Below are 21,339 nucleotides of genomic sequence, written 5' to 3'. Positions count from 1 at the left end.
TGCGGTTTCTCCGTGACTGCTCGTTGCGGTTTCGTTGGTGTTCGGTCGAGATCGGGAGGATCAGGCCGCTTTCGGATCGGCCGTGCGGGCCGGATTGTTCGGATGCGTGGTCCAGTTCGCGTAACGGCCCGAGTCGACGCGCTCCATCGTGATGCATTGGTCGACCGGGCAGACATGCATGCATAAATTGCACCCGACGCAGTTCGCATCGACCACCTCGAAGTGCCGCTTGCCGTCCTTCGTCGCGGTGATGGCCTGGTGCGAGGTGTCCTCGCAGGCGATATGGCACAGGCCGCACTGGATGCAGCGGTCCTGGTCGATGCGGGCCTTGATGTCGTAGTTCAGATTCAGGTACTGCCAGTCGGTGACGTTCTGCACCGCGCGGCCGCGAATCGCATCGAGGTTCGCGTAGCCCTTGTCGTCCATCCAGTTCGAGAGCCCGTCGATCATGTCCTGGACGATTCGGAATCCATAATGCATCGCCGCGGTGCACACTTGCACGCTTCCCGCGCCCAGCACCATGAATTCGGCGGCGTCGCGCCAGTCGGAAATGCCGCCGATGCCGGAGATGGGCAGACCCTGGGTCTGCGGGTCGCGAGCGATTTCGGCCACCATGTGCAGCGCGATGGGTTTCGCGGCGGGGCCGCAGTAGCCGCCATGCGTGCCCTTGCCGTCCACGGTCGGCAGCGGCGCCATGGCGTCGAGGTCCACGCCCACGATCGAGTTGATGGTGTTGATGAGCGAGACGCCGTCCGCGCCGCCCTTGAACGCGGCGCGCGCGCCGTGGCGGATATCGGTCACGTTGGGCGTGAGCTTCACGAGGCAGGGCAGGCGCGTGCCTTCCTTGACCCAGCGCGTGACCATTTCGATGTACTCGGGCACCTGGCCCACCGCCGAGCCCATGCCGCGCTCGCTCATGCCGTGCGGGCAGCCGAAGTTGAGCTCGACGGCGTCGGCGCCCGTGTCTTCCACCAGCGGCAGGATCCATTTCCAGTCCTGCTCGGTGCACGGCACCATCAGCGAAACGATCAGCGCGCGGTCGGGCCAGTCGCGCTTCACTTGCACGATCTCCTTGAGGTTCACGTCGAGCGGCCGGTCGGTGATCAGCTCGATATTGTTCAGCCCGGCGATGCGCTGGCCGCGCCAGGTGGTGGCGCCGTAGCGCGAGCTTACGTTCACCACATGCGGGTCGAGTCCGAGGGTCTTCCAGACCACGCCGCCCCAGCCGGCCTCGAAGGCGCGGTTGACGTTATAAGCCTTGTCGGTGGGCGGCGCCGAGGCGAGCCAGAACGGGTTGGGCGATTGAATACCGGCAATCGTGCAGCGCAGATCGGCCATGATGGGGCTCCTTGTGTCGATTCGAAGTTAGCGCTTATGCCGCTTATGCTGCTCATGCCGCTTTCGTCGCCTGCGCGGCGAGGTAGCAGTCGATCGCGCGCGCGGCGAGCTTGCCGTCCTGCACCGCCTGCACGGTGAGATCGGTTGCGCCGTGCCCTGCGCAATCGCCGCCCGCCCAGACGCCTGCGAGCGAAGTCGCGCCATCGGCGTCCACGGCGATGCGCACACCGCCTTCGGTCAATTGCAGTGCTTCGAGACCCGCTGGCAGCAGCTTCTGGCCAATCGCCTTGAGCACCATGTCGGCCTCGATGCGCTCGATCGCGCCGGTGCCCTGGAGCACGCCGTTCGCATCGAGCGCCGTGCGCTCGAATTCGACGGCCGCGACGCGACCCGCGCCCCCATCCGCGCCTAAAATCCGCAACGGCTTCATCCACTCGACGATCGTCACGCCCTGGGTGCGTGCGAATTCCTGCTCGGCCCACGTGGCGCTCATCTGCGCGCTGCCGCGCCGGTAGGCGAGCGTGACGTGCTCCGCGCCCAACTTGCGGCTTTGCACGGCGGCGTCGATGGCGGTGTTGCCGCCGCCGATCACTACGACACGGCGGCCCACGGGCAACGTCGCGAGGTCCTGCGCCTCGCGCAGTTGAGCGATGAATTCGACGGCGTCGCGCGCGCCATTCAGCGCATCGCCTTCGATGCGAAGCGCCTGCGTGCCGCCCAGCCCCACGCCGATGAACACTGCGTCGAACGTTTCGCGCAGCGTCTCGAGCGTGAGATCGCGCCCGAGCCGCTTGCCTTGCTCGATCGTGATTCCGCCGATGGAGAGCAGCCACTCGACCTCGCGCTGGGCGAAGCCGTCGACGGTCTTGTACGCCGCGATGCCATATTCGTTGAGCCCGCCGGGTTTTTCGCGCGCGTCGAACACCGTCACGGTGTGCCCGGCCAGCGCGAGCGTATGCGCGCAGGCGAGGCCGGCAGGACCGGCGCCGACCACAGCCACGCGCCGCCCGGTCTCGCTCGTGCGTTTGAAGAGCGGCGCTGCGCCCTCGGCTTCGCGCACCATCTGGAAGTCGGTGGCATGGCGTTGCAGCGCACCGATCCTGACTGGTTCGCCATCCTGATGATTTCGCACGCAGGCGCCTTCGCACAGAATCTCGGTGGGGCACACGCGCGAGCATATGCCGCCTAGCGGGTTGGCGCTCAGGATGTCACGCGCCGCGCCCTTGAGATTGCCGTTGCCGATCTTGCGGATGAAGCTCGGGATATCGATGCCGGTGGGGCAGGCGGCGACGCACGGCGCGTCGTAGCAGTAGTGGCAGCGGTCGGCGGCGACCACGGCGGCATCGGCGGAGAGGGGCGGGGCGACATCGGCGAAATTGCAGCCGAGTTCTTCAGCGCTGAGGCGCCCTGCGGCGATGCCTTGCGTTGCAGGCGTGGTGGCAGAAGCGGCGGCAGAAGCGGTGGCAGAAGCGGTGGCACGCGAGTTCGAGTGGGACATCCGGATGCTCCTTGCGAGGCAAAACACGGGTCCGCCGGCTGCGCGCATCACGCGGCAGCCGGAAGGTGGGGAAGCACTGGAATTGCTATGCGGCGCTGAGACCGCTCATGTCGAATCGTGCAGGATCAACCCGGTTCGCTCGCGCGTTCGAGCATGGCGTGCAGCAGCACGTTCGCGCCAGCCTCGATCCATTCCTGCGTCGCGTCTTCGATTTCGTTATGGCTGATGCCGTCGATGCACGGCACGAACACCATCGAAGTGGGTGCGACCGTCGCGAGATAGCACGCGTCGTGGCCCGCGCCCGAGACGATGTCGCGGTTCGAATAGCCGAAGCGTTCCGCCGCCGCGCGTACGGACTTCACGCAGGCCTTGTCGAAGGGCACCGGCGCGTAATAGAAAATCTGCTCAAGCTCGGTTTCCAGCTTGCCTTGCGCAGCGATCTTCGCGATGCCTTCGCGCAGCTCGACATCCATCTTTGCGAGCACTTCGTCCTGCGGATGGCGGAAGTCGATGGTGAAGAACACGCGGCCCGGAATCACGTTGCGCGAGTTCGGATGCACCTGCATCATGCCGACCGTCGCACACGCGAGCGGCGCATGGCGCAGGCCGATTTCGTTCACGAGCTGCACCACGCGCGAGGCGCCGAGCAGCGCGTCGCGGCGGCGGGGCATGGGCGTGGGGCCCGCGTGCGCCTCCTGGCCCGTGAGCACGACTTCGTACCAGCGCTGGCCCTGAGCATCGGTCACGACGCCGATGGTCTTGTTCTCCGCCTCGAGTATCGGCCCCTGTTCGATGTGCAATTCGAACGCCGCGTGAATCTTGCGCCCGCCGCACGGCAGCGCGCCCGCATAGCCGATGCGCTGCAATTCCTCGCCGATGGTCTTGCCGTCCACGTCCTTGCGCGAGAGCCCGTAATCGAGCGTGAACACGCCCGCGAACACGCCCGACGCCACCATGGCCGGTGCGAAACGCGAGCCTTCCTCGTTGGTCCAGATCACCGTTTCGATGGGGTGCTCGGTCTGAATGCCGTGGTCGTTGAGCGAGCGGATCACTTCGAGCCCGCCGAGCACACCGTAGATGCCGTCGAAGCGGCCGCCCGTGGGCTGCGAGTCGGCGTGCGAGCCGGTCATCACCGGCGGCAGATCGTCGTTGCGGCCCGCGCGGCGCATGAAGACGTTGCCCATTTGATCGACGCTCACCGTGCAGCCCGCCTCCTTCGCCCACTTCACGATGAGGTCGCGGCCCTGTCTGTCGAGATCGGTGAGCGCGAGGCGGCAAACGCCGCCTTTCGCGGTCGCGCCTATCTTCGCCATCTCCATGAGGCTGTCCCAGAGACGCTGGCCATTTACGTGAATCGCGGTGGTCAGCGCGGCTTCGCTTACTGTGTTCATGCGTGCTCTCCTCGTAGTCCTTAAGCGTGCAATTCGTGTGCATTCGTGCCGTCCCGGGGCACATTGCGGGGCGCACTGCGCCGCGATGGTGCATGCGCTTGGGCGGTGCGTCGACGCCGTTGAACCGCGCTTGCCGAATCCTGTCCGATTGGACAGGTTGTAGGCTATAAACTTCGGGAATTCAATGCGGTGTTACGAGCGAAAAGCGTGCCATCGATGTTGCACTGCGCGAAAGCGCATGCATGGCGCGCAGGTTTACCCGAAGGCGGGTCACGCGCGTGCGCACAATGCGCTTTCGGCGTGACTACAATGAAACCGGCGTTGCGCGGCGAATGATGCGCGCGGCGCCCTTCCATCCTTGAGCGGACCGAACGCCATGCGCGATGACGACCCGAACACGCCAGCCGCGAACCTTGCCATGCGCACGAGTGCGAGCGCGCGCGAGGGCGCTGATGCAGCGCACAAACCGCGCCGCAAGGCGTCGATTCGCGCATCGAACGAAATGCACTTATTGGCATGCGCGGAGGCAGTTTTTGCCGAGCGCGGCTTCGAGGGCGCGAGCACGGCGCTAATTGCCGAGCGTGCCGGCTTGCCCAAGGCGAATCTGCACTACTACTTTCCCACCAAGCTCGCGCTGTACTGGCGCGTGCTCGACGATTTGTTCGAAGAATGGAACGCCGCCGCCGACACCTTCGACGCGAGCGACGACCCGGTCGTCGCGATAGGCGGCTACGTGCGCGCGAAGATGGCGCTCTCGCGGCGCCGGCCGCTGGGCTCGAAAGTCTGGGCCAACGAGATCATCAGCGGCGCCACGCATATGCAGGACATTCTTCTGAAGCGCGTGAAGCCGTGGATGGAGTCGCGCGTGCAACTGATCGAGCGCTGGATCGACGAAGGGCTGCTCGCGCCGCTGGACCCGAAAACGCTGCTCTTCATGATCTGGGCGACCACGCAGCATTACGCCGATTTCGAGGCGCAGATTCGCGCGCTCGCGGGCAAGCGTGCACTATCCGCCGCGAGCTTCGAGGCCACGACCGAGGAAGTCGTGAAGATGATCCTGCGCGCGAGCGGGGCGCGCTCACCGGAGGTGTGAGCCGCGCTGTACATCTGATCTTGATTTGATACGGATGCCGAACCAAATCCTGCGCTGCGCCCGCAAAGCTCACACCAAGTCACACCAGCCTTACACCTGCATCGACGCGACATCCTTCATGCAACGCAACGCGAACATCGAGCGGCTGTGGCGGATGCTCGAAATGCGATAGAGCTTTTCGCGCAGGAAGCGCTCATAGCCCGCCGTGCCATCCACGGCTACCTTGATCCAGTAGTCGTACTCGCCGGAGACGAGATAGGCCTCCAGCACTTCGGGCAACGCCGCAAGCTCCGCGCCGAAGCGTGCGAGCGCGTCGTCTTCGTGGCGGTCGAGCGTGACTTCGAGAATCACGATATCGGCGAAACCCAGCTTGCGCTGATTCACGAGCGCGACATAGCCGTCGATGTAGCCATCGGCTTCGAGCTGGCGCGTGCGGTTCCAGCACGCCGTGGTCGACATGCCCACCTGCTCCGCAAGCTCGGCGTTGGAAAGACGGGCGTTTTGTTGCAGGGCGCGCAGGATCTTGCGGTCCTGGTTGTCGAGCGTTTTGGGCGGGCGTTCGCGGGAGCTCATGGTGAATGGAATTCTCTACAGGGAATGGCTATTTTAACGGAAGAAGATTCCGCAAATGTCGGACTTTTGCCTGAAAACAGGAAGCCTATACTGGCCCGTCCCCGGTATATTTTCCACATGCCTTCTTGCCCGGCACGACCCACGCGGCCACCTCCCCGCGTTGGGGTGCGCCGCCGCAGCCACAAGCCGCGGTGGACCGTCAGAGCCGGTTTCCGTTGCACCCTGCGGCGGCCATTGGGCGTTGCGCGCGTTCATCACGCGGCCAGCGACGTTCGATCGGGCAGATGGCATTTGAAACCGCGCCTTTGCGCGGTTTTTTGTTGCTCGCCGTTTCGATCTCGATCGTGAAGCGCCGTCCGTCACCCGTTTTCGCCAGAACTTCCAGAAATGTCGCTCCAGTTGTACTTGTCGTTTCTTGCCGCCGCGCTGGTCCTCGTCTATACCCCCGGTCCCGTCAACGTGCTCACGATGAGCCACGCGCTGCACGCCGGCTGGCGCCGCGCGCTGCCCTGCGTCTGGGGCGGCACGCTCGCGGTGCTGTTGCAGCTCGGTTTCACGGCGCTGTGCCTGAATTCGCTGCTGCTCATAAGTGAGCATTCACTTACCGTGCTGCGCTGGGCGGGCGCGGCTTACCTCGTCTGGCTCGGCTGCAAGCAGTGGCGCAGCCGCACGCTCGGCGGCGAGGCGGGTGCCGAGCCCGAAGAGTCGGCGCTCACTTCCCGGCGCGATCTGTTCTGGCGCGGATTTGCCACCTCGGGGCTCAATCCCAAGACCTTGCTGTTTTTTCCGTCGTTCTTCCCGCAGTTCATCAGCGCGGATGCGGCATGGAGCGCGAACCGGCAGTACCTCGTGCTGGCGGCGACGTTCGCGTTGCTGTTCGCGGGCGGCGTGGCGTCGATGGCGCTGTTTTCGCATCGCCTGCGCCACGTGCTGCAACGGCCCCGGCGGCTGCGCGCGGTCAACCGGCTGATGGGCGGTTTGCTCGTGGGTATGGGCGCGATGATGGCGGGCTTGCGCTAGGCAGCGCTGCGGCGAGGCGCGAGCGCTATGCGCCGGACGCAGGGACAGGCGTCCGGATTGTGTGCGTCTCTACCACGATGTGTTGGGTTGGGTTGGGGCGGCGGCGTGCGTATTGCCGCCCACATACGCACTTCGCTCAGGGCGCTAAGGGCGCTCAGGGCGCTGAGGTGGCTGCTGGTGCCGAACTTGAAGCAGGGACATTGGCCGCGCTGGCCGTGACCGACGAGGCCGCCGCGGCGTTTTGAGCGCCGCTGGCGGGGGCCGGGGAGGCTGTGGTCTTTGTCGATTGCGCGGCGCCTGCCGTAGCAGCAGGCGTTGGCGCAGCACTCGAAGCAGCACTCGAAGCAGCACTCGAAGCAGCAGCAGGAGCCGATGCCGCCACAGGCAATACCGGCGTGAGCAGCGTCGCCTCCGAGGCGGGCGACGCAGGGAAGACCGCGCGCACGCCGCTTGCCGCGGCGGCGGGCGCCGCCGCATGCGCGCTTTGCACGGGCGTCGCGGGTGGTGTGGACGGCGCAGGCGTCGTCGACGCAATGCCGGTGCGCAGCACCGCCGCACCGGTCGCCGCCGCAGCCGCCGCCGCCGCTGCTGGCGCCGTGGAAGCGCCCGGCGCCGCCGCGTTCACCATCGCCGCGGTCGGCTCGAGCGGCAGCGGCAGCGGTGCGGTCTTGATTTCGCCGCTGCCCGGCACGGGCTCGCTGCGCGCGACCGAGCCCAGATAGCGCCCCACGAGATCGAAGAAGCGCTTGTAGAACTCATCCGACTGGACCGTTGCGCTCGAGACCTTGACCATTTCGTCGCTGTTCGAGTGAATCGGCAGCGAGATCGACCCGAGAATCGATAGCCCCACGCTCGCCGACGTCGCGCTCTTCTTGAGCGCATAGCCGTTCTGCACGGCGTTGACGTACACCATGCTCGTGTTCGTCGCGTCGGCGGGCGTGCAGACCACGTGCACCTCCACGACGATGTGCTGGTCGATGGACGGCTGGAAGTTCTTGGTGGCGTCGACGGTGTCGTTGCGCGTTATCGTCGTCATGTAGCCCTGGCTCAAGAGCGCGCGGCGCGATGCCTCACAGGCATCCGCGCTGGCGTAGTTGAAGCCGTGCGAGAACGGGCTCGGTGCGTTGCTCAGCAGTTGATCGTCCCGAAACGACGGTTTGGGCGACGAGCATGCACTGAGGGCGGCGGCAAGCGGAATCAGCAGGAACGGGACAACTTTTGAAAAACGGGGCATGGTGCGTACGAATAACGGCAAGCGTGCCGGCAAAGCAGAGGACGGCATGCATTGTAGTTCGGTTCGGACTCGCGTGACCGAATCGCTTGTTTCACCCTGACCCCGCAATTGCGTCATTGCGCAATCTCGCCGGTACGTGCCGGCGCGTGCCGGTACGTATTACACGGCCATTTCCGGCGGCGCGCGGCGAAAGCACCGCGTGATCCAGCCGAGATACGCGAGACCGAGCACGAACCAGATCACGCCAAGCTCGATCGCGGCTTTCTCGAGGCTGCACAGCAGCCAGATATCGGTGACGGCGCCGATGAGCGGGAACACGAGGCCGCCAAGGAAGCCGAAGCCGCGCGTGCCGGCCGCGCCGCTCAGATACTGGCGGATCACGCACAGGTTCACCGAGGTGAACGCGAGGAACGCGCCGAAGTTGATGAACGAAGTGGACGTGGCCACGTCGAGCTTCAACGCGATCAGGCCGATGGCGCCGGCAATCGCGATGTTGATGGTGGGCGTGCGAAAGCGCGGGTGAATGAAGCCGAAGATCGACTTGGGCAGCACTTCGTCGCGGCCCATCGCGTAGAGCAGACGCCCCACGCTCGCCTGCGCCGAGATGCCGGAGGCGAACTGCGCGAGGATCAGGCCGGCGAGGAAGATCGTCACGAAGATATCGCCGCCCACCTTGCGCGCGATTTCGAATGCGGCCGAATCCGGGTCCTTGAACACGGCGCCCGGATGCGCGAGTTGCAGCGTGTACGCGGCGATCACGAAGATCGCGCCGCCCACCAGCGCGATCAGCACGATGGCGCGCGGAATGTTCTTTTCCGGCTCGATGGTTTCTTCGGTGAGCGTGGAAACGGCGTCGAAGCCGAGATACGAATACGCAGCGATGGCGGCGCCGGCCATCGTGGCCGAAAGCGGCACGTGCGGCTGGAAGAACGGCTGCGCCGTGATGAGACCGCCGGGGCCCGCTGCGGCCGAGGCGTAGTGCAGACACAGCACGACGAACATCGCGGCAATGCCGAGCTGCACGATCATCAGCACGATATTGAAGCGTGCGGCCAGTTCGATGCCGATCATGTTCAGGCCGCTCGTGAGCACGATGAACGCGACGATCCAGATCCACGCGGGCACGTGCGGGAACGCCGCGCCCAGATAGGCCGCGCCGATCAGCCAGATCACCATCGGCAGGAAGAAGTAGTCGAGCAGCGTGGCCCAGCCGATCATGAAGCCCATGTGCGCGTTGAAGCTCTTGCGCGTGTAGGTGTAGGCGGAGCCCGCCACCGGGAACAGACGCGCGAGCTTGCCGTAGCTGAGCGCCGTGAATACGATCGCGATCAGCGCAATGAGGTAGGCGAGCGCGGCGGTGTCCTGGCTCGCGCCCGCGAGCACGCCGTAGGTGCCGTAGACGATCAGCGGCGCCATGTAGGCGAGGCCGAACAGGAGCACCGACGGCAGGCCGAGCGTGCGCTTGAGATGCGGTTCGCGCGCGGCGCTGCTTGTGCTGCTCGTACTGTTCGTGCCGCGCTCGGCGGGCGTTGAGGAAGGCTTCATGATGCAGGTGTCTCCGAAGTGCTGCGGGTTGGGTCTGCGCAAATTGGCGAGGCCTGCCTTGCGGCGTGGCCATGCGAAGTCCGCGCGCGAGCGTGCGGCCCCGAGCGTTGGCCCAGGGCAGCGCGCCTTGTGAGCGTCAAGCGTTTGTTGGTTGTTGGTTTGTTGTTATGACCGCGAGCGCAGCCCGCTCAGTGGCTGGGGCTGCGTCGCCGATCCGGCGAAGTGACGGCGGATAAGCGGCAGATAAGCAGCGGATTAGCGACTGGGACGTGCGCGGATGTTGAGCGAGCGGCGCCCTTGTGCGTCGTTTTCGTCGGCGAGATTCAGCGCGACGCGCGCGTCGTGCAGATAGCTGTAGTGCTCGCGGCTTTGGGCGAGCAGCGCGCGATCCACCGTGACGGGCAGGACCGCATCTTCGTTCTCGAGCTCGGCCAGCACGTCGCCGAACGGGCTGATGAGCGCCGATTCGCCGGGGAACGTGAGGTTGTCGTCGCCGTTGCCGATGCGGTTCACGAGCGCCGCGAACATCTGGTTCTCCATCGCGCGGGCAACGATGGCGCGGCGGTGCACGGGACCGAACGGATCCATGTTGCCGTTCGTGACGACCAGCATCTCGGCGCCGAGCATGCCGAGCGCGCGCGCGGTTTCGGGAAACTCGATGTCGTAGCAGATCAGCAGGCCGACAGTCATGCCCTTGAACTCGCAGACCTCGAAGCGATCGCCGGGCGTGAACACGCCCACGTCGGTGGCCCACAGGTGCGTCTTGCGGTAGCGCAGCGCAATCTCGCCGCGTTCGTCGATCAGCACCGTCGTGTTGTAGAAGCGCTCGCCGTCACGTTCGGCAAGGCCCACGGCCACGGCCACGTTGGCATTGCGCGCGGCGTCGCGCACGGCGGTCAGCGAGGGGCCGGAGAGCGTCTCGGCCACGTCGCGCACGTTCTCGCGCGTGGGAAAGCCAGTGAGCGTGGCTTCGGGGAACACCATCAGGTCGGTGAGCGCGCGGCGCTTGCCGATGGCATCGAGCGTGCGCGCGAGGTTGGGCGCGACGACGCCATCGACGAGGGGAATCTGCGCGAGTTCGATTTGCATGCTTGTCTCCTTGCTCCGGTTCCATCGCGCGTTGCGTTGCGCGGGTTCCGTTGTGCTTCAAACTTTCAGGCTCGCGGGATATCCGGCTATGGGGCTTGATAATTGGCCGCGCGAGCGTCAGGAGCGGCTATTATCACCACGTTATTTTTGTTCAGAAATTACCCTGCAGGGTTACCCTGACCGGAGGAAGCATGGAACTCGACTGGCAGGACCGCGCGTTCCATCACCATATCGCGACGCTCATCGACGCCCTCGATGGCCCCGATTTCTGGACCCGCATGACGCGCGTGATCGAGCGATTCGTCGCCTTCGACAATTGGGTCGCGCTCGTCTTCATACGCGATCGCGCACCGCTCGTCTGCGCCGAATCGCCGATGCCCGACGGCACCGTCGATCTCTTGTTCGGCGCGTATCTGGAGGGGATGTACCAGCTCGACCCGTTCTATATCAACGCATGCGAAAAGCCGCGCGCGGGGCTCGTCACGCTCGCCGAAGTCGCGCCCGACAACTTCCGCATGACGGACTACTACCAGCGCTATTTCAAGAGCAACATCATCGGCGACGAAGTGCAGTTCAATCACCCGCTCGATGCGTGCCGCACGCTGATTTTTTCGCTGGGCGCAGCGCACCATTACGCGGAGCGCGATATTGCGCTGTTCGCGATGTTCGCGCCGTGGGTGATGGCGTTGATGCGGCAGCGGCTGCCCCATGAGCCGCTCGTCGCGACGCGGGCGGCCGATATGGCTGATGCGGCCGACGCGATCAATGTGGCCGAGGGCGTGCCGCAGTCCGGGGCCATGGTGGCAAGTGGAGCAGTGCTTTGCGCTCGCGGCGTGGGAGGCGTGGACTACGCGAGCCGCTTCGAAGCGGTCGCGCGGCAAAGCGGCCGCACCCCGCTCACCGCACGCGAGATCGAAGTGGTGCGCCAGAGTCTTTCGGGCTTTTCGACGCGCGCGATTGCCGAGCGGCTCGAAATCTCGTTCGAGACCGTGCGGGCGCACAAGAAGCACATTTACGCGAAGCTCGGCGTTAGTTCGCAGTCTGAACTATTTGCGCTTTTTTACGAGCCGCACGGGCGCGAAGGTTAGAACTCCACCAGCGCGAAATCTTCCTTGCCGACGTCGCACAACGGGCAGCGCCAGTCGTCGGGCACGTCGGCCCAGCGTGTGCCGGGAGCGAGACCGTCGTCGGGGGCGCCGGCCGCTTCGTCGTAGACCCAGCCGCAGATCACGCAGACCCATTGCTTGAAGCCGACATCGGCGCAGGCGGACTGTGCGGCGCTTGCAATGGCGCCCGACACGGCGCCGGATGCATCCGGCGCGGGTTCGCGCGGCGTGTCGAGCGCCACGACGAGCGGCGCCGAGGTGGTCTCGCGCGCGGCGAGCTTTGCTTGCAGCGTTTCGAGCAGCGCGGCGGCTTCCGCAGCGGTGAGGTCGATCCAGTAGGGATCGCCTGCGCCGTCGTTCAGGCGCTCGGGTGAGAACTGGATTTCGAGGGCGACGCCTTTCTTGTACATAAGCGAAAACGGTAGAGGGGCGTTCCGCGCGGTGCGGCGCTCAGATGAAGTGTCGGAGCACGAGCGAGGCCGCGATGCCGCCGAAGGCGATCAGCGAGAGCATCTGCAGGAGCGAGATGGACTTGCGCGCGGGCGCGTTCGGGGTGACGGGGACGGATTGACGATTCGTGTTCATGGGTGCGGATGCAATACGGATGCGAATGTTGGGTGCGCCGCCATCGTGTGCCCAAACCGGGCAGGGCGGGCAGGGCGCGGGGCGACGAGTTTCGCATGTTTTGCGCGTCCGCGGGGGCGATTGGGCACGATTGGGCGCGGACCGCGCGCACTGGCCGCACCTTTAGATGCTCCGTTACAGGCCCGTGGGTGCATCGTTTGCACGGTGGCCCCGATTATCGCTGCCAATGCGTTATTTATTGTGCAGCGTGCGGAGATGGATTATTTCGTGATGGTTGAAAGCGCGCGAGATACGTGTGCAAGCCTGCGCGATGAGCCCATCTACACCCGCAACCAGCGCCGCTCGAAATACGAAAACACCCAGCACACCGGCAGTGCGCAGGCCATGCCGATCGCCACCTCCGCCACGCGAAAGAGCGCCACGTCCCACACCGGGCCGCTCGTGGGCACGAGCAGCACGATGGTCGTGGTGATTGCGCCAAGCCGCGCGGCGGTGCTCACGCGCAGGCACCAGCACGCGACGATCACCACGGCCACCGCCACGAGATATGCGGCCGTGTTCTCCGGCCCGAGCGTTGCCGCCGCGAAGCCCACGACGCCGCCCGCGATCGCGCCGATGAACTGGTCGCGCGACTGCGAGAGCGTATCGGCGTAATCGTGCTGGGTGACGGCAATGGCCGTGATCGCCGCCCAGAACGCCTGCTCGGTATGCAGCGCGCGGCCGATGCTATAGGCGAGGCCCGCGCCGCAGACGGCGCGCAGTGCCATCAGCACGCCTTGCGCGGCGCGGCTCTTGAGCGGCAGGAGCTTGAGCGCGCCCAGCGCGGACTGCTGCAGCGACGAGAGATAGGCGAGGAGGTCTTCTTGCGGGGCATTCATCGGCGGTGATTCTCCCGATTTTCTCGTTACGCGCGCAACTCGCCGAGACAGGCGTCGAACGCGCCCAGCAGGCGTTCGATGTCGGCTTCGGTGGTATCGGGGCACACGAGCATCATGTTGTGGAACGGCGTGATGCGCACGCCGCGATTGAGCAGATACAGATGGATGACGTGCTCGAGTTCGTCGTCTCGTTCATCCAGTGCAGCGGCACGCCGAACAGCAAATGCTGCGCGCGCTCCCGGTTCACGCCGTGGCGGTCTTGGTCTTGCATGGGCGTTTCCTCGTATGCTGGCGGTGCCTGAGTGCGATGGTTCGCGTGCTGCGCAATGGTGAATGAAGCGCGGACGAAGCGCAAACGCCGCACAACGAAACGCAAACACCTCTCGACGAGACGCAAAAAAAGCGCGATGCCTCGAAGGCCATCGCGCTTTTCCGCACCGCGCTTTGCCGGCGCGCGGGTGAGTTTCTGTTGTTACTTCCTGTCGATCGAGAGCTTCCCCGGGCCCGCCACGGCGAGCGCGATCAGGCCGCCCGCGATGCCGACGTTCTTGTAGAAGTTGATCATGTTTTCCATCTGCTCCGCGCCGGTCATGGTCCAGAAGTGGTGGCCGACGAGCGCGGCGCCGATGGTGTAGATCGCGAGCAGCACCGCAAGCGGACGCGTATAGAAGCCAAGCAGGATCAGAATGGCTACCGGGACTTCCATGACGACGGCGATGATAGCCGCGAGCGTGGGCGCGGGTGTGCCCACGCTCGCCATGTAGGCGACGGTGCCGGAAAATCCGGTGAGCTTGGGCCAGCCGAACATCAGGAACAAGGTGACCAGAAGGATGCGCGAGACAAGCAGGGCGACGTCGTTGCCCTGGCCGAAGAGGTTATATCGCATGTTGATTCTCCCAAGACGTTGCCGTGGCTTGTTTGCGTTGTTGCGCCTGTCGGCGGCGCGGCCCGGTACTTCGCAGGACCGCGCCGGGCCGCTGGCGCCACCTCAATGCAAGGTGGGCGCCAGGGCTTCGATTACGACCAGAGCTCCGACACCTCGATATTACGCAGATCGAACACCAGTACCTCTGCATCGTGTCCGTCGGTGAAGGTCAGCTCGCGCTCCGAGCGGATGCGCGCGCCGTCGCCTTCGCCCAGTTCCACGCCGTTGACCTTCACGCTGCCGCGCGCCACGTGCACATAGGCGAAGCGCTCGGCGCCGATCTCGACCTTCGCGCTTTGCGCACCGTCGAAGCGGCCCGCATAGACGCGTGCGTCCTGGCGCAGTTCGAGCGACCCGTCGGCGCCGTCCGGCGAGAGGATCAGGCGCAGCGCGCCGCGCTTTTCCGCGTCCGGAATGTTCTTTTGCTGATAGCGCGGCTGCGCGCCCTTCACGTTCGGCGCAATCCAGATTTGCAGGAAGTGCACCGGCTGTTCGGCCGAGTGGTTGAACTCGCTGTGCGCGACGCCCGTGCCGGCGCTCATCAACTGCACGTCGCCGGGGACGATCACCGAGCCCGTGCCCATCGAGTCCTTGTGCTCGAGCCCGCCTTCCAGCACATACGAGAAGATTTCCATGTCGCGGTGCGGATGCTTGCCGAAGCCGCGCCCCGGGGCCACGCGGTCGTCGTTGATCACGAGCAGGTCCGAGAAGCCGATCTGCTGCGGATCGTAGTAGTTCGCGAAAGAAAACGTGTGGCGCGAGCTGAGCCAGCCATGTTCGCCACGGCCGCGTTGGTCTGCCTTGCGAAGTTCGATCATGTTCGTTTCTCCGTTTGTTCCGATATCCGGTTGCGATGAACACAGTTTAGGTCAATCTATGTGACGTGGAACACCGTAAAATACGAATCACTGTCACATTCAAGTAGACGATGACCATGCAACTCGACGACATGCGCATCTTCGTGAGCACCGTGGACGCAGGCAGCTTGACGGCGGCGGCGAACCGCCTGCGGCTCTCAAAGCAATTCGTGAGCCGCCGCGTGGCGGCCCTCGAAGCCGATCTGGGCGCGCGCCTGCTGGTGCGCAATACGCGCAAGCTGGCCGCCACGGACCTTGGCCAGGAGTTCTACGAGCGCGCGAAGCGCATCCTCGCCGACGTGGCCGACACGGAGCAGGCCATGTCGGCGCGCCGCTCGGAGCCGCGCGGCCTGCTCAAGGTGAGCGCGCCGATGTCGTTCGGCATGGCCCATCTCTCGCCGCTCGTGGCCGAATTCCTGCGCGCGCACCCCGACGTGCACTTCGACATGGATTTGAGCGACCGCAACGTCGACGTGATCGGCGAGGGTTTCGACATGGCGCTGCGCATCGGGCGGCTTGGCGACTCCACGCTGATCGCCCAGAAGCTCGTCGACGTGCGGATGATCGCCTGCTGCAGCCCCGGCTACCTGCGCCGCCACCGCGCGCTGCAAACGCCCGCCGATCTGGCGCAGCACGCTTGCCTGCCCTACGGACAGCAGGGGCGCGCGTCATGGGAGTTCATGATCGACGGGGTGCGCACTGCGTTCGAGGTGCACGGGCCGCTGCGGGCCAACAACGGCGAAGTGATCCGCGACGCCGCCGTGGCCGGCCTCGGCATCTGCTATCTGCCGGACTTCATCGTGGCGGGATCGGCCGATGCGGGGCTGCTGGTGGAAGTGCTCGAGCCGTTCATGCCGCCGCCCAATGCGCTGCACGCGCTGTATCCGCAGCATCGTGAAGCTTCCGTGACCATACGCGCGTTCACGCAATTTCTGCGCGAACGTCTGGCCGCGCGTGCGGCAACGGCGCGTGGCGGCGCGCTTTGATGCGGGCCGTCTGCGGATCGGGCGCGTGGGCCTTGTGATTTGCCGGTTGCGCCCGCATCTAGTGGGCTGCCGCCCCGGCGGCGCGCCGCTGGCTGGTCGGAGCGAATCTGCGGAACCTGGTGGGCAGGACGCACTCCCATGGGTTTGACGTGCGGCTCGCGACGATCAGCGAGTCGACCTCGGGCAGCATCGGGCACGTGAGGCGCAATGTCGCAGTTTCGTTGTATGCTCACCGCCCCGAGGGTTGCTCGGGGCGCTTGATGCGGGCGCGGAATGGGCCTGAGACGGGCGCTGAATCGGCTCTGAAAAACGGGGCTCTGAAAACGGGACCCTGAAAAACGGGCTCTGAAACGGGCCCGAAACGCCGCGCTGGCAGGCTTCGGAAGTCCTTTCAGGATTTTCTATGAGGCTCGATAGGTTTGGTTTATTCCGCCGATCAACGTAATCAATTTTTCAAATGGACGAGGTTCCCGTAACCTGTGTCCATACCTTTTCCAACCCAGAGCGAGGAAACAACTGATGTCTCTCATCAACACGCAAGTCAAGCCGTTCAAGGCCACCGCATTCCACAATGGCAAGTTCGTTCCGGTCTCTGAAGAGAACTTCCTGGGCAAGTGGTCCGTGGTCGTGTTCTACCCGGCCGACTTCACTTTCGTGTGCCCGACCGAGCTGGGCGACCTGGCCGACCAGTACGCAGAATTCCAGAAGCTGGGCGTTGAGATCTACGGCGTGTCGACCGACACGCACTTCACGCACAAGGCATGGCACGACACGTCGGACACGATCGCCAAGATCCAGTACCCGCTCGTCGGCGACCCGACTGGCGCGCTCACGCGCAACTTCGACGTGATGATCGAGGAAGAAGGCCTGGCGCTGCGCGGCACGTTCGTGATCAATCCGCAAGGCGAGATCAAGCTGTGCGAAATCCACGACAACGGCATCGGCCGTGACGCCAAGGAACTGCTGCGCAAGGTTCAGGCTGCCCAGTACGTTGCGGCTCACCCGGGCGAAGTTTGCCCCGCCAAGTGGACGCCGGGCGCAGAAACGCTCAAGCCGTCGCTCGACCTCGTCGGCAAGATCTAAGCGTCGCTTGTTCACGCGCACAGATGCGGTCGACCTGATCGCATGACGCTGCGCCTGACGCTGAATCACATTGAGCTGTACCTCCGGACCGCACGCTAGCTGCTTGCGGTCCGGGCATCTTGCTGCAAGCCCACAAGGCTTTTTTAGCAGCAGGAATTACTTAGCATTCCAACGCTTCTTCTTCAGCCGGAACACGCCATGCTCGACGCAAATCTCAAGACCCAACTGAAAAGCTACCTCGAAAAAGTCACGCAGTCGATCGAGATCGTTGCGTACCTGGACGACGGCGAGAAGTCGCAAGAATTGCAGCAACTGCTGCAGGACATCGCCTCGCTCTCGGAGCGCATCACGCTCGAGGAACGCCGTGGCGCCGCTGTTGGCGACGCGCGTACCCCTTCGTTCGAGATCAAGCGCGCGAACTCCGACGTCAAGGTGACGTTCGCGGGCATTCCGATGGGTCATGAATTCACGTCGCTCGTGCTCGCGCTGCTCCAGGTGGGCGGCCACCCGGTCAAGCTCGAGAACGATGTGATCGAACAGGTGAAGGCGCTCGACGGCGTGTTCTCGTTCGAAGTCTATATGTCGCTGTCGTGCCAGAACTGCCCGGAAGTCGTGCAGTCGATCAACGCGATGGCCGCGCTCAACCCGAACGTGCAAATCGTCACCATCGACGGTGCGCTGTTCCAGGACGAAGTCGAGCAGCGCAAGATCATGGCCGTGCCGACCCTCTTCCTGAACGGCGAAGTGTTCGGCCAGGGCCGCATGGGCGTCGAGGAGATTCTCGCGAAGCTCGACACCGGCGCCTCGGCGCGTGCCGCCGAAAAGCTGAACCAGAAGGACATTTTCGACATGCTGATCGTCGGCGGCGGACCCGCTGGCGCCGCGGCCGCGATTTACGCGGCGCGCAAGGGTATTCGCACCGGCGTGCTCGCCGAGCGCTTCGGCGGCCAGGTGCTCGACACGATGTCCATCGAGAATTTTGTCTCGGTGAAGGAAACCGACGGGCCGAAGTTCGCGGTGGCGCTCGAGCAGCACGTGCGTGCCTACGACGTCGACATCATGAATCTGCAACGCGCCGAAGCGCTCAGCGCAGTGGGCAACGGCTTCGAAGTGCGCACGCAGAGCGGCGCGACGCTGCGCGCGAAGAGCGTGGTGCTGGCCACGGGCGCGCGCTGGCGCAACGTGGATGTGCCGGGCGAGCAGGAGTACAAGAACAAGGGCGTGGCGTACTGCCCGCACTGTGACGGCCCGCTTTTCAAGGGCAAGCGCGTGGCCGTGATCGGCGGCGGCAACTCGGGCGTCGAGGCGGCTATCGACCTCGCGGGCATCGTGAGCCACGTGACGCTGCTCGAGTTCGGCGCACAACTGCGTGCGGACGAAGTGCTGCAACGCAAGCTGCGCAGCCTGCCGAATGTCACGGTGCACGTGAACGCGCAGACCACGGAAATTTCCGGCGACGGCCAGAAGGTCACGGGCCTCGCGTACCTCGATCGCACCTCGGGCGAGGCGCATCATGTCGAACTCGAAGGCGTGTTCGTGCAGATCGGTCTCGTGCCCAACACCGAATTCCTCAAAGGCACGGTGGCGCTCTCGAAGCACGGCGAGATCGAAGTGGACGCGAAGGGCCAGACCTCGGTGCCGGGCGTGTTCGCCGCAGGCGATGTGACGACCGTGCCGTTCAAGCAGATCGTGATTGCCGTGGGCGAAGGCGCGAAGGCCTCGCTCAGCGCGTTCGACTACCTGATCCGCTCGTCGGTGGATCAGGAAGAAGATGCGAGCGCGGCCGCTGTGGAGGCTTGAGCCCCGAGGCCAGTCAAGTTGTTTTTCCCGGAGAACGCCGGCTGCTTTTAGCCGGCGTTTTTTTAGGTCCGCATTTTTTCTGTTTAATCGTCGTGCCGCTGTCGCGCGGCCACCGGCTGCTCAGGCGGCCAGACGCTGCAGATCGGTCAGTTTGACGTGCTTCGCGGCTTCTTCGAGGTCGTAGTCAGTCTGCAAGCTCATCCAGAACTGCGGCGTTGTGCCAAAGACAAAGGACAGCCGTAGCGCCGTGTCGGCAGTGACGCTGCGCTCGCCGTGCACGATCTCGTTAATGCGGCGCGGCGGAACGCTCATGGCGCGGGCCAACGCGTTTTGGCTCATTTCCATCGGCGTCAGAAACTCTTCCTGAAGAACGACGCCGGGATGAACGTTCGCGAGTTTTTTCATAGTCTGCGCCTCGGTTAGTGGTAGTCGACGATTTCCACGTCGTATGCGTTTCCATTGCGCCACGCCACGCATCATATGACGCGTGGCGTTATAGTTATTCGAAATCTGCCTGAAGTTAAGCGATGCCAACAAAACGCGGTGTCTCTGCTCCGCTTCGCAATCTCCTTCTTCCACACGGCGATGATCTGCGCCGCGAGCGCGTAAGTTCGCATCCGAAGACGGCGCAGCACCATGAAAAACGCCACGAACTTCCGTGGCGTTTTTTTATTGCCTGGCGAAGTCACTCACTCCTGTGCGAGCGTGCTGCGATACGAAAAACCGGCAGCCGGCTCCGCATGCTTTTGGCGATGGGTGTTGCGCAGCGGCTTGAGCACGAACACGGCCAGCAGCGCGGAGACCGCCGCCATGCCCGAGGCGAGCATGAACACGGCATGCCAGCTTCCGGTTGCAGCGGTGATCACGCTCGAGAACGGCACGAGCAGCGCGGCGGTGCCTTTCGCGGTGTAGAGCAGGCCGGCGTTGGTGGCGGCGAACTTCGGGCCGAAGGTGTCGCCGCAGGTGGCGGGAAAGAGGCTGTAGATCTCGCCCCACGCGAAGAACACGATACCCGTGAGCACGACGAACGCGACCGGGCTGTGCCCATACTGCGAGAGCAGCACGATACCGACTGCCTCCACGGCGAACGCGACGAACATCGTGTTCTCGCGGCCGATGCGGTCCGACACCCAGCCGAAGAACGGTCGCGTGAGACCGTTGAGCACGCGGTCGATGGTGAGCGCGAACGTGAGCGCGGGAAGCGTGAGGCCGAGCAGCGAGACGGGCGTGTCGTGCAGGCCGAAGTCCTTCGCGATCGGGCCGAGCTGCGCGGTCGCCATCAGGCCGCCGGCGGCCATCATCACGAACATCGCGTACATCACCCAGAAGATGGGCGAGGCGATCACCTCGCGCGGGCCCGCGTTGTAGACGGCGCTCACCCCTTGCGCGGCTTGCTTCGCGGCTTGCCCGATGATGCGTTTTGCCGCGGCGGCACCGTGAGACACGGGCGCTGCAAGCGCGAGGCCGAGTATGAGCACGACGATCCCTTGACCGAGACCGAACCAGAGGAACGTGGCCTCGTAACCGCTGCTCTTGATCATGTGGGCGATGGGCACGACGGTGGCCGCCGATCCCGCGCCGAACCCCGCCGCCGTGATGCCCGCCGCGAGCCCGCGCCGGTTCGGAAACCACTTGAGCGCGTTGCCGACACAGGTGCCATAGACGGCCCCCGCACCGAGCCCGCCCACGGCCGCCGCGACATAGAGCAAGGGCAGCGACGAGGCGACCGAGTTGAGCACCCATGCGATCGCACAGAGCAGCCCGCCGCCGACGACCACGGGACGCGGGCCGTATTTGTCGACGAGCCAGCCTTCGATGGGTACGAGCCAGGTCTCGGTGACGACGAAGATCGTGAACGCGACCTGAATCGCGGCGCGCCCCCAGTGGTACTTCTCGTTGATCGGATTGACGAACAGCGTCCAGCCGTACTGCATGTTGGCGATCATTGCCATGCAGATCACGCCGAACACGAGCTGAACCCACGGCGACGCAAAGCGCGACGCCCCTCCTTGCCGATGCTCCATAAGTGTCTCCTTGTCGACCGAAGTGGGTGCCTTGCACCTGCTCCGGTTCCATACGGGTTGATTGCGGTTTATTGACTGTGAATGGAGTCCCGCGAGGCCGTTTTGCAGTTTTGCACCTGGCCGCGGCCTTTGAATCCTGTCGTTTCGCTGACAGTTGTTTACACAATATGTGATATATCAACAGAGTCAAGAGGGGCGGCGTCGGTGTTTTCACTACCTATGGGGCATTGATGAGTAAGTTTGTTGAAAGCTTAAAATCGATGCCCAGAAATCCGAAAAAAAAGCCCGCAGGCAAGGCCTGGCGGGCTGAGTCA

The 21,339-nt window shown here is 64.7% G+C and carries 20 protein-coding genes and 1 pseudogene; 6 read left to right on the top strand and 15 right to left on the bottom strand.

Going from position 1 to position 21,339, the window contains the following annotated elements:
• Window positions 1–60: 60 nt before the first annotated feature.
• The 3 genes from preA to L5014_RS13325 all read right to left on the bottom strand — a co-directional run bounded on the left by preA (window position 61) and on the right by L5014_RS13325 (window position 4,227).
• On the bottom strand, window positions 61–1,338 hold the full coding sequence (preA, locus tag L5014_RS13335) for an NAD-dependent dihydropyrimidine dehydrogenase subunit PreA (RefSeq protein WP_238464201.1): 1,278 nt from the start codon (window positions 1,336–1,338) through the stop codon (window positions 61–63).
• 52 nt (window positions 1,339–1,390) lie between these two features.
• Window positions 1,391–2,836: an NAD(P)-dependent oxidoreductase gene (locus L5014_RS13330; RefSeq protein ID WP_238464200.1), complete on the bottom strand. Its 1,446-nt coding sequence runs from the start codon at window positions 2,834–2,836 to the stop codon at window positions 1,391–1,393.
• Window positions 2,837–2,961: 125 nt separating this feature from the next.
• Entirely contained in the window at window positions 2,962–4,227 is a 1,266-nt protein-coding gene (locus tag L5014_RS13325) for a Zn-dependent hydrolase (RefSeq protein WP_238464199.1), read from the bottom strand.
• A 376-nt stretch (window positions 4,228–4,603) separates the two neighbouring features.
• Between L5014_RS13325 and L5014_RS13320 the strand changes: the two genes are divergently transcribed.
• Entirely contained in the window at window positions 4,604–5,320 is a 717-nt protein-coding gene (locus tag L5014_RS13320; RefSeq protein ID WP_420800061.1) for a TetR/AcrR family transcriptional regulator, read from the top strand.
• A gap of 90 nt (window positions 5,321–5,410) precedes the next feature.
• Here L5014_RS13320 and L5014_RS13315 read toward each other — a convergent pair whose 3' ends face one another.
• A complete protein-coding gene (locus L5014_RS13315; RefSeq protein WP_238464198.1) occupies window positions 5,411–5,893 on the bottom strand; it encodes an Lrp/AsnC family transcriptional regulator in 483 nt (160 codons plus the stop codon).
• Window positions 5,894–6,280: 387 nt separating this feature from the next.
• Here L5014_RS13315 and L5014_RS13310 point away from each other — a divergent pair, with 387 nt between their 5' ends.
• Window positions 6,281–6,913 carry a LysE family translocator gene (locus L5014_RS13310; protein ID WP_238464197.1) on the top strand — a complete coding sequence of 211 codons (633 nt, stop codon included), beginning with the start codon at window positions 6,281–6,283 and terminating at the stop codon, window positions 6,911–6,913.
• Window positions 6,914–7,067: 154 nt separating this feature from the next.
• On the opposite strand, the gene L5014_RS13305 is transcribed toward L5014_RS13310, so the two are convergent.
• From L5014_RS13305 to L5014_RS13295, 3 genes are all read right to left on the bottom strand, one after another.
• Window positions 7,068–8,147 carry a DUF2242 domain-containing protein gene (locus L5014_RS13305; protein ID WP_238464196.1) on the bottom strand — a complete coding sequence of 360 codons (1,080 nt, stop codon included), beginning with the start codon at window positions 8,145–8,147 and terminating at the stop codon, window positions 7,068–7,070.
• A gap of 159 nt (window positions 8,148–8,306) precedes the next feature.
• Entirely contained in the window at window positions 8,307–9,692 is a 1,386-nt protein-coding gene (locus L5014_RS13300) for an APC family permease (protein WP_238464195.1), read from the bottom strand.
• Between the two features lie 255 nt (window positions 9,693–9,947).
• Window positions 9,948–10,781, bottom strand: a complete 834-nt coding sequence (locus tag L5014_RS13295) for a carbon-nitrogen hydrolase family protein (RefSeq protein ID WP_238464194.1) — start codon at window positions 10,779–10,781, stop codon at window positions 9,948–9,950.
• Window positions 10,782–10,972: 191 nt separating this feature from the next.
• Here L5014_RS13295 and L5014_RS13290 point away from each other — a divergent pair, with 191 nt between their 5' ends.
• Window positions 10,973–11,869, top strand: coding sequence for a helix-turn-helix transcriptional regulator (locus L5014_RS13290; RefSeq protein ID WP_238464193.1), 897 nt, complete (start codon window positions 10,973–10,975; stop codon window positions 11,867–11,869).
• Here L5014_RS13290 and L5014_RS13285 read toward each other — a convergent pair.
• The 6 genes and pseudogenes from L5014_RS13285 to L5014_RS13265 form a co-directional block, all read right to left on the bottom strand.
• The gene (locus L5014_RS13285) at window positions 11,866–12,297 is read right to left on the bottom strand and encodes a rubredoxin (protein ID WP_238464192.1); all 432 of its coding nucleotides are present in this window, start codon (window positions 12,295–12,297) and stop codon (window positions 11,866–11,868) included. The genes L5014_RS13290 and L5014_RS13285 overlap by 4 nt on opposite strands.
• Before the next feature lie 40 nt (window positions 12,298–12,337).
• Window positions 12,338–12,472, bottom strand: coding sequence for a hypothetical protein (locus L5014_RS38615; protein ID WP_274389354.1), 135 nt, complete (start codon window positions 12,470–12,472; stop codon window positions 12,338–12,340).
• 320 nt (window positions 12,473–12,792) lie between these two features.
• Window positions 12,793–13,350 carry an FUSC family protein gene (locus L5014_RS13280; RefSeq protein ID WP_238464191.1) on the bottom strand — a complete coding sequence of 186 codons (558 nt, stop codon included), beginning with the start codon at window positions 13,348–13,350 and terminating at the stop codon, window positions 12,793–12,795.
• Between the two features lie 26 nt (window positions 13,351–13,376).
• Window positions 13,377–13,538, bottom strand: a pseudogene (locus L5014_RS13275) (aspartate aminotransferase family protein); the annotation flags it as partial.
• Window positions 13,539–13,822: 284 nt separating this feature from the next.
• On the bottom strand, window positions 13,823–14,236 hold the full coding sequence (locus L5014_RS13270; protein ID WP_238464190.1) for a DoxX family protein: 414 nt from the start codon (window positions 14,234–14,236) through the stop codon (window positions 13,823–13,825).
• A 131-nt stretch (window positions 14,237–14,367) separates the two neighbouring features.
• Window positions 14,368–15,093: a pirin family protein gene (locus L5014_RS13265; RefSeq protein ID WP_238464189.1), complete on the bottom strand. Its 726-nt coding sequence runs from the start codon at window positions 15,091–15,093 to the stop codon at window positions 14,368–14,370.
• A gap of 116 nt (window positions 15,094–15,209) precedes the next feature.
• Here L5014_RS13265 and L5014_RS13260 point away from each other — a divergent pair, with 116 nt between their 5' ends.
• The 3 genes from L5014_RS13260 (at window position 15,210) to ahpF (ending at window position 19,001) form a co-directional block, all read left to right on the top strand.
• Window positions 15,210–16,118 (top strand): LysR family transcriptional regulator, encoded by a 909-nt coding sequence (locus L5014_RS13260; RefSeq protein WP_238464188.1) that lies wholly within the window; start codon window positions 15,210–15,212, stop codon window positions 16,116–16,118.
• A 519-nt stretch (window positions 16,119–16,637) separates the two neighbouring features.
• The gene (gene ahpC, locus L5014_RS13255) at window positions 16,638–17,201 is read left to right on the top strand and encodes an alkyl hydroperoxide reductase subunit C (RefSeq protein WP_238464187.1); all 564 of its coding nucleotides are present in this window, start codon (window positions 16,638–16,640) and stop codon (window positions 17,199–17,201) included.
• Window positions 17,202–17,399: 198 nt separating this feature from the next.
• On the top strand, window positions 17,400–19,001 hold the full coding sequence (ahpF, locus tag L5014_RS13250; protein WP_238464186.1) for an alkyl hydroperoxide reductase subunit F: 1,602 nt from the start codon (window positions 17,400–17,402) through the stop codon (window positions 18,999–19,001).
• A gap of 120 nt (window positions 19,002–19,121) precedes the next feature.
• Here ahpF and L5014_RS13245 read toward each other — a convergent pair whose 3' ends face one another.
• Entirely contained in the window at window positions 19,122–19,406 is a 285-nt protein-coding gene (locus L5014_RS13245; protein ID WP_238464185.1) for a HigA family addiction module antitoxin, read from the bottom strand.
• Window positions 19,407–19,690: 284 nt separating this feature from the next.
• Window positions 19,691–21,025 carry an oxalate/formate MFS antiporter gene (gene oxlT / locus L5014_RS13240; protein WP_238464184.1) on the bottom strand — a complete coding sequence of 445 codons (1,335 nt, stop codon included), beginning with the start codon at window positions 21,023–21,025 and terminating at the stop codon, window positions 19,691–19,693.
• Window positions 21,026–21,339 lie beyond the last annotated feature (314 nt).

Origin of the sequence: Paraburkholderia tagetis, from assembly GCF_022213065.1 — a bacterium.
Taxonomy (GTDB): domain Bacteria; phylum Pseudomonadota; class Gammaproteobacteria; order Burkholderiales; family Burkholderiaceae; genus Paraburkholderia; species Paraburkholderia tagetis.
The sequence above is the reverse complement of the archived record's forward strand: the minus strand, read 5'-3'. Positions and strand labels throughout refer to the sequence as shown.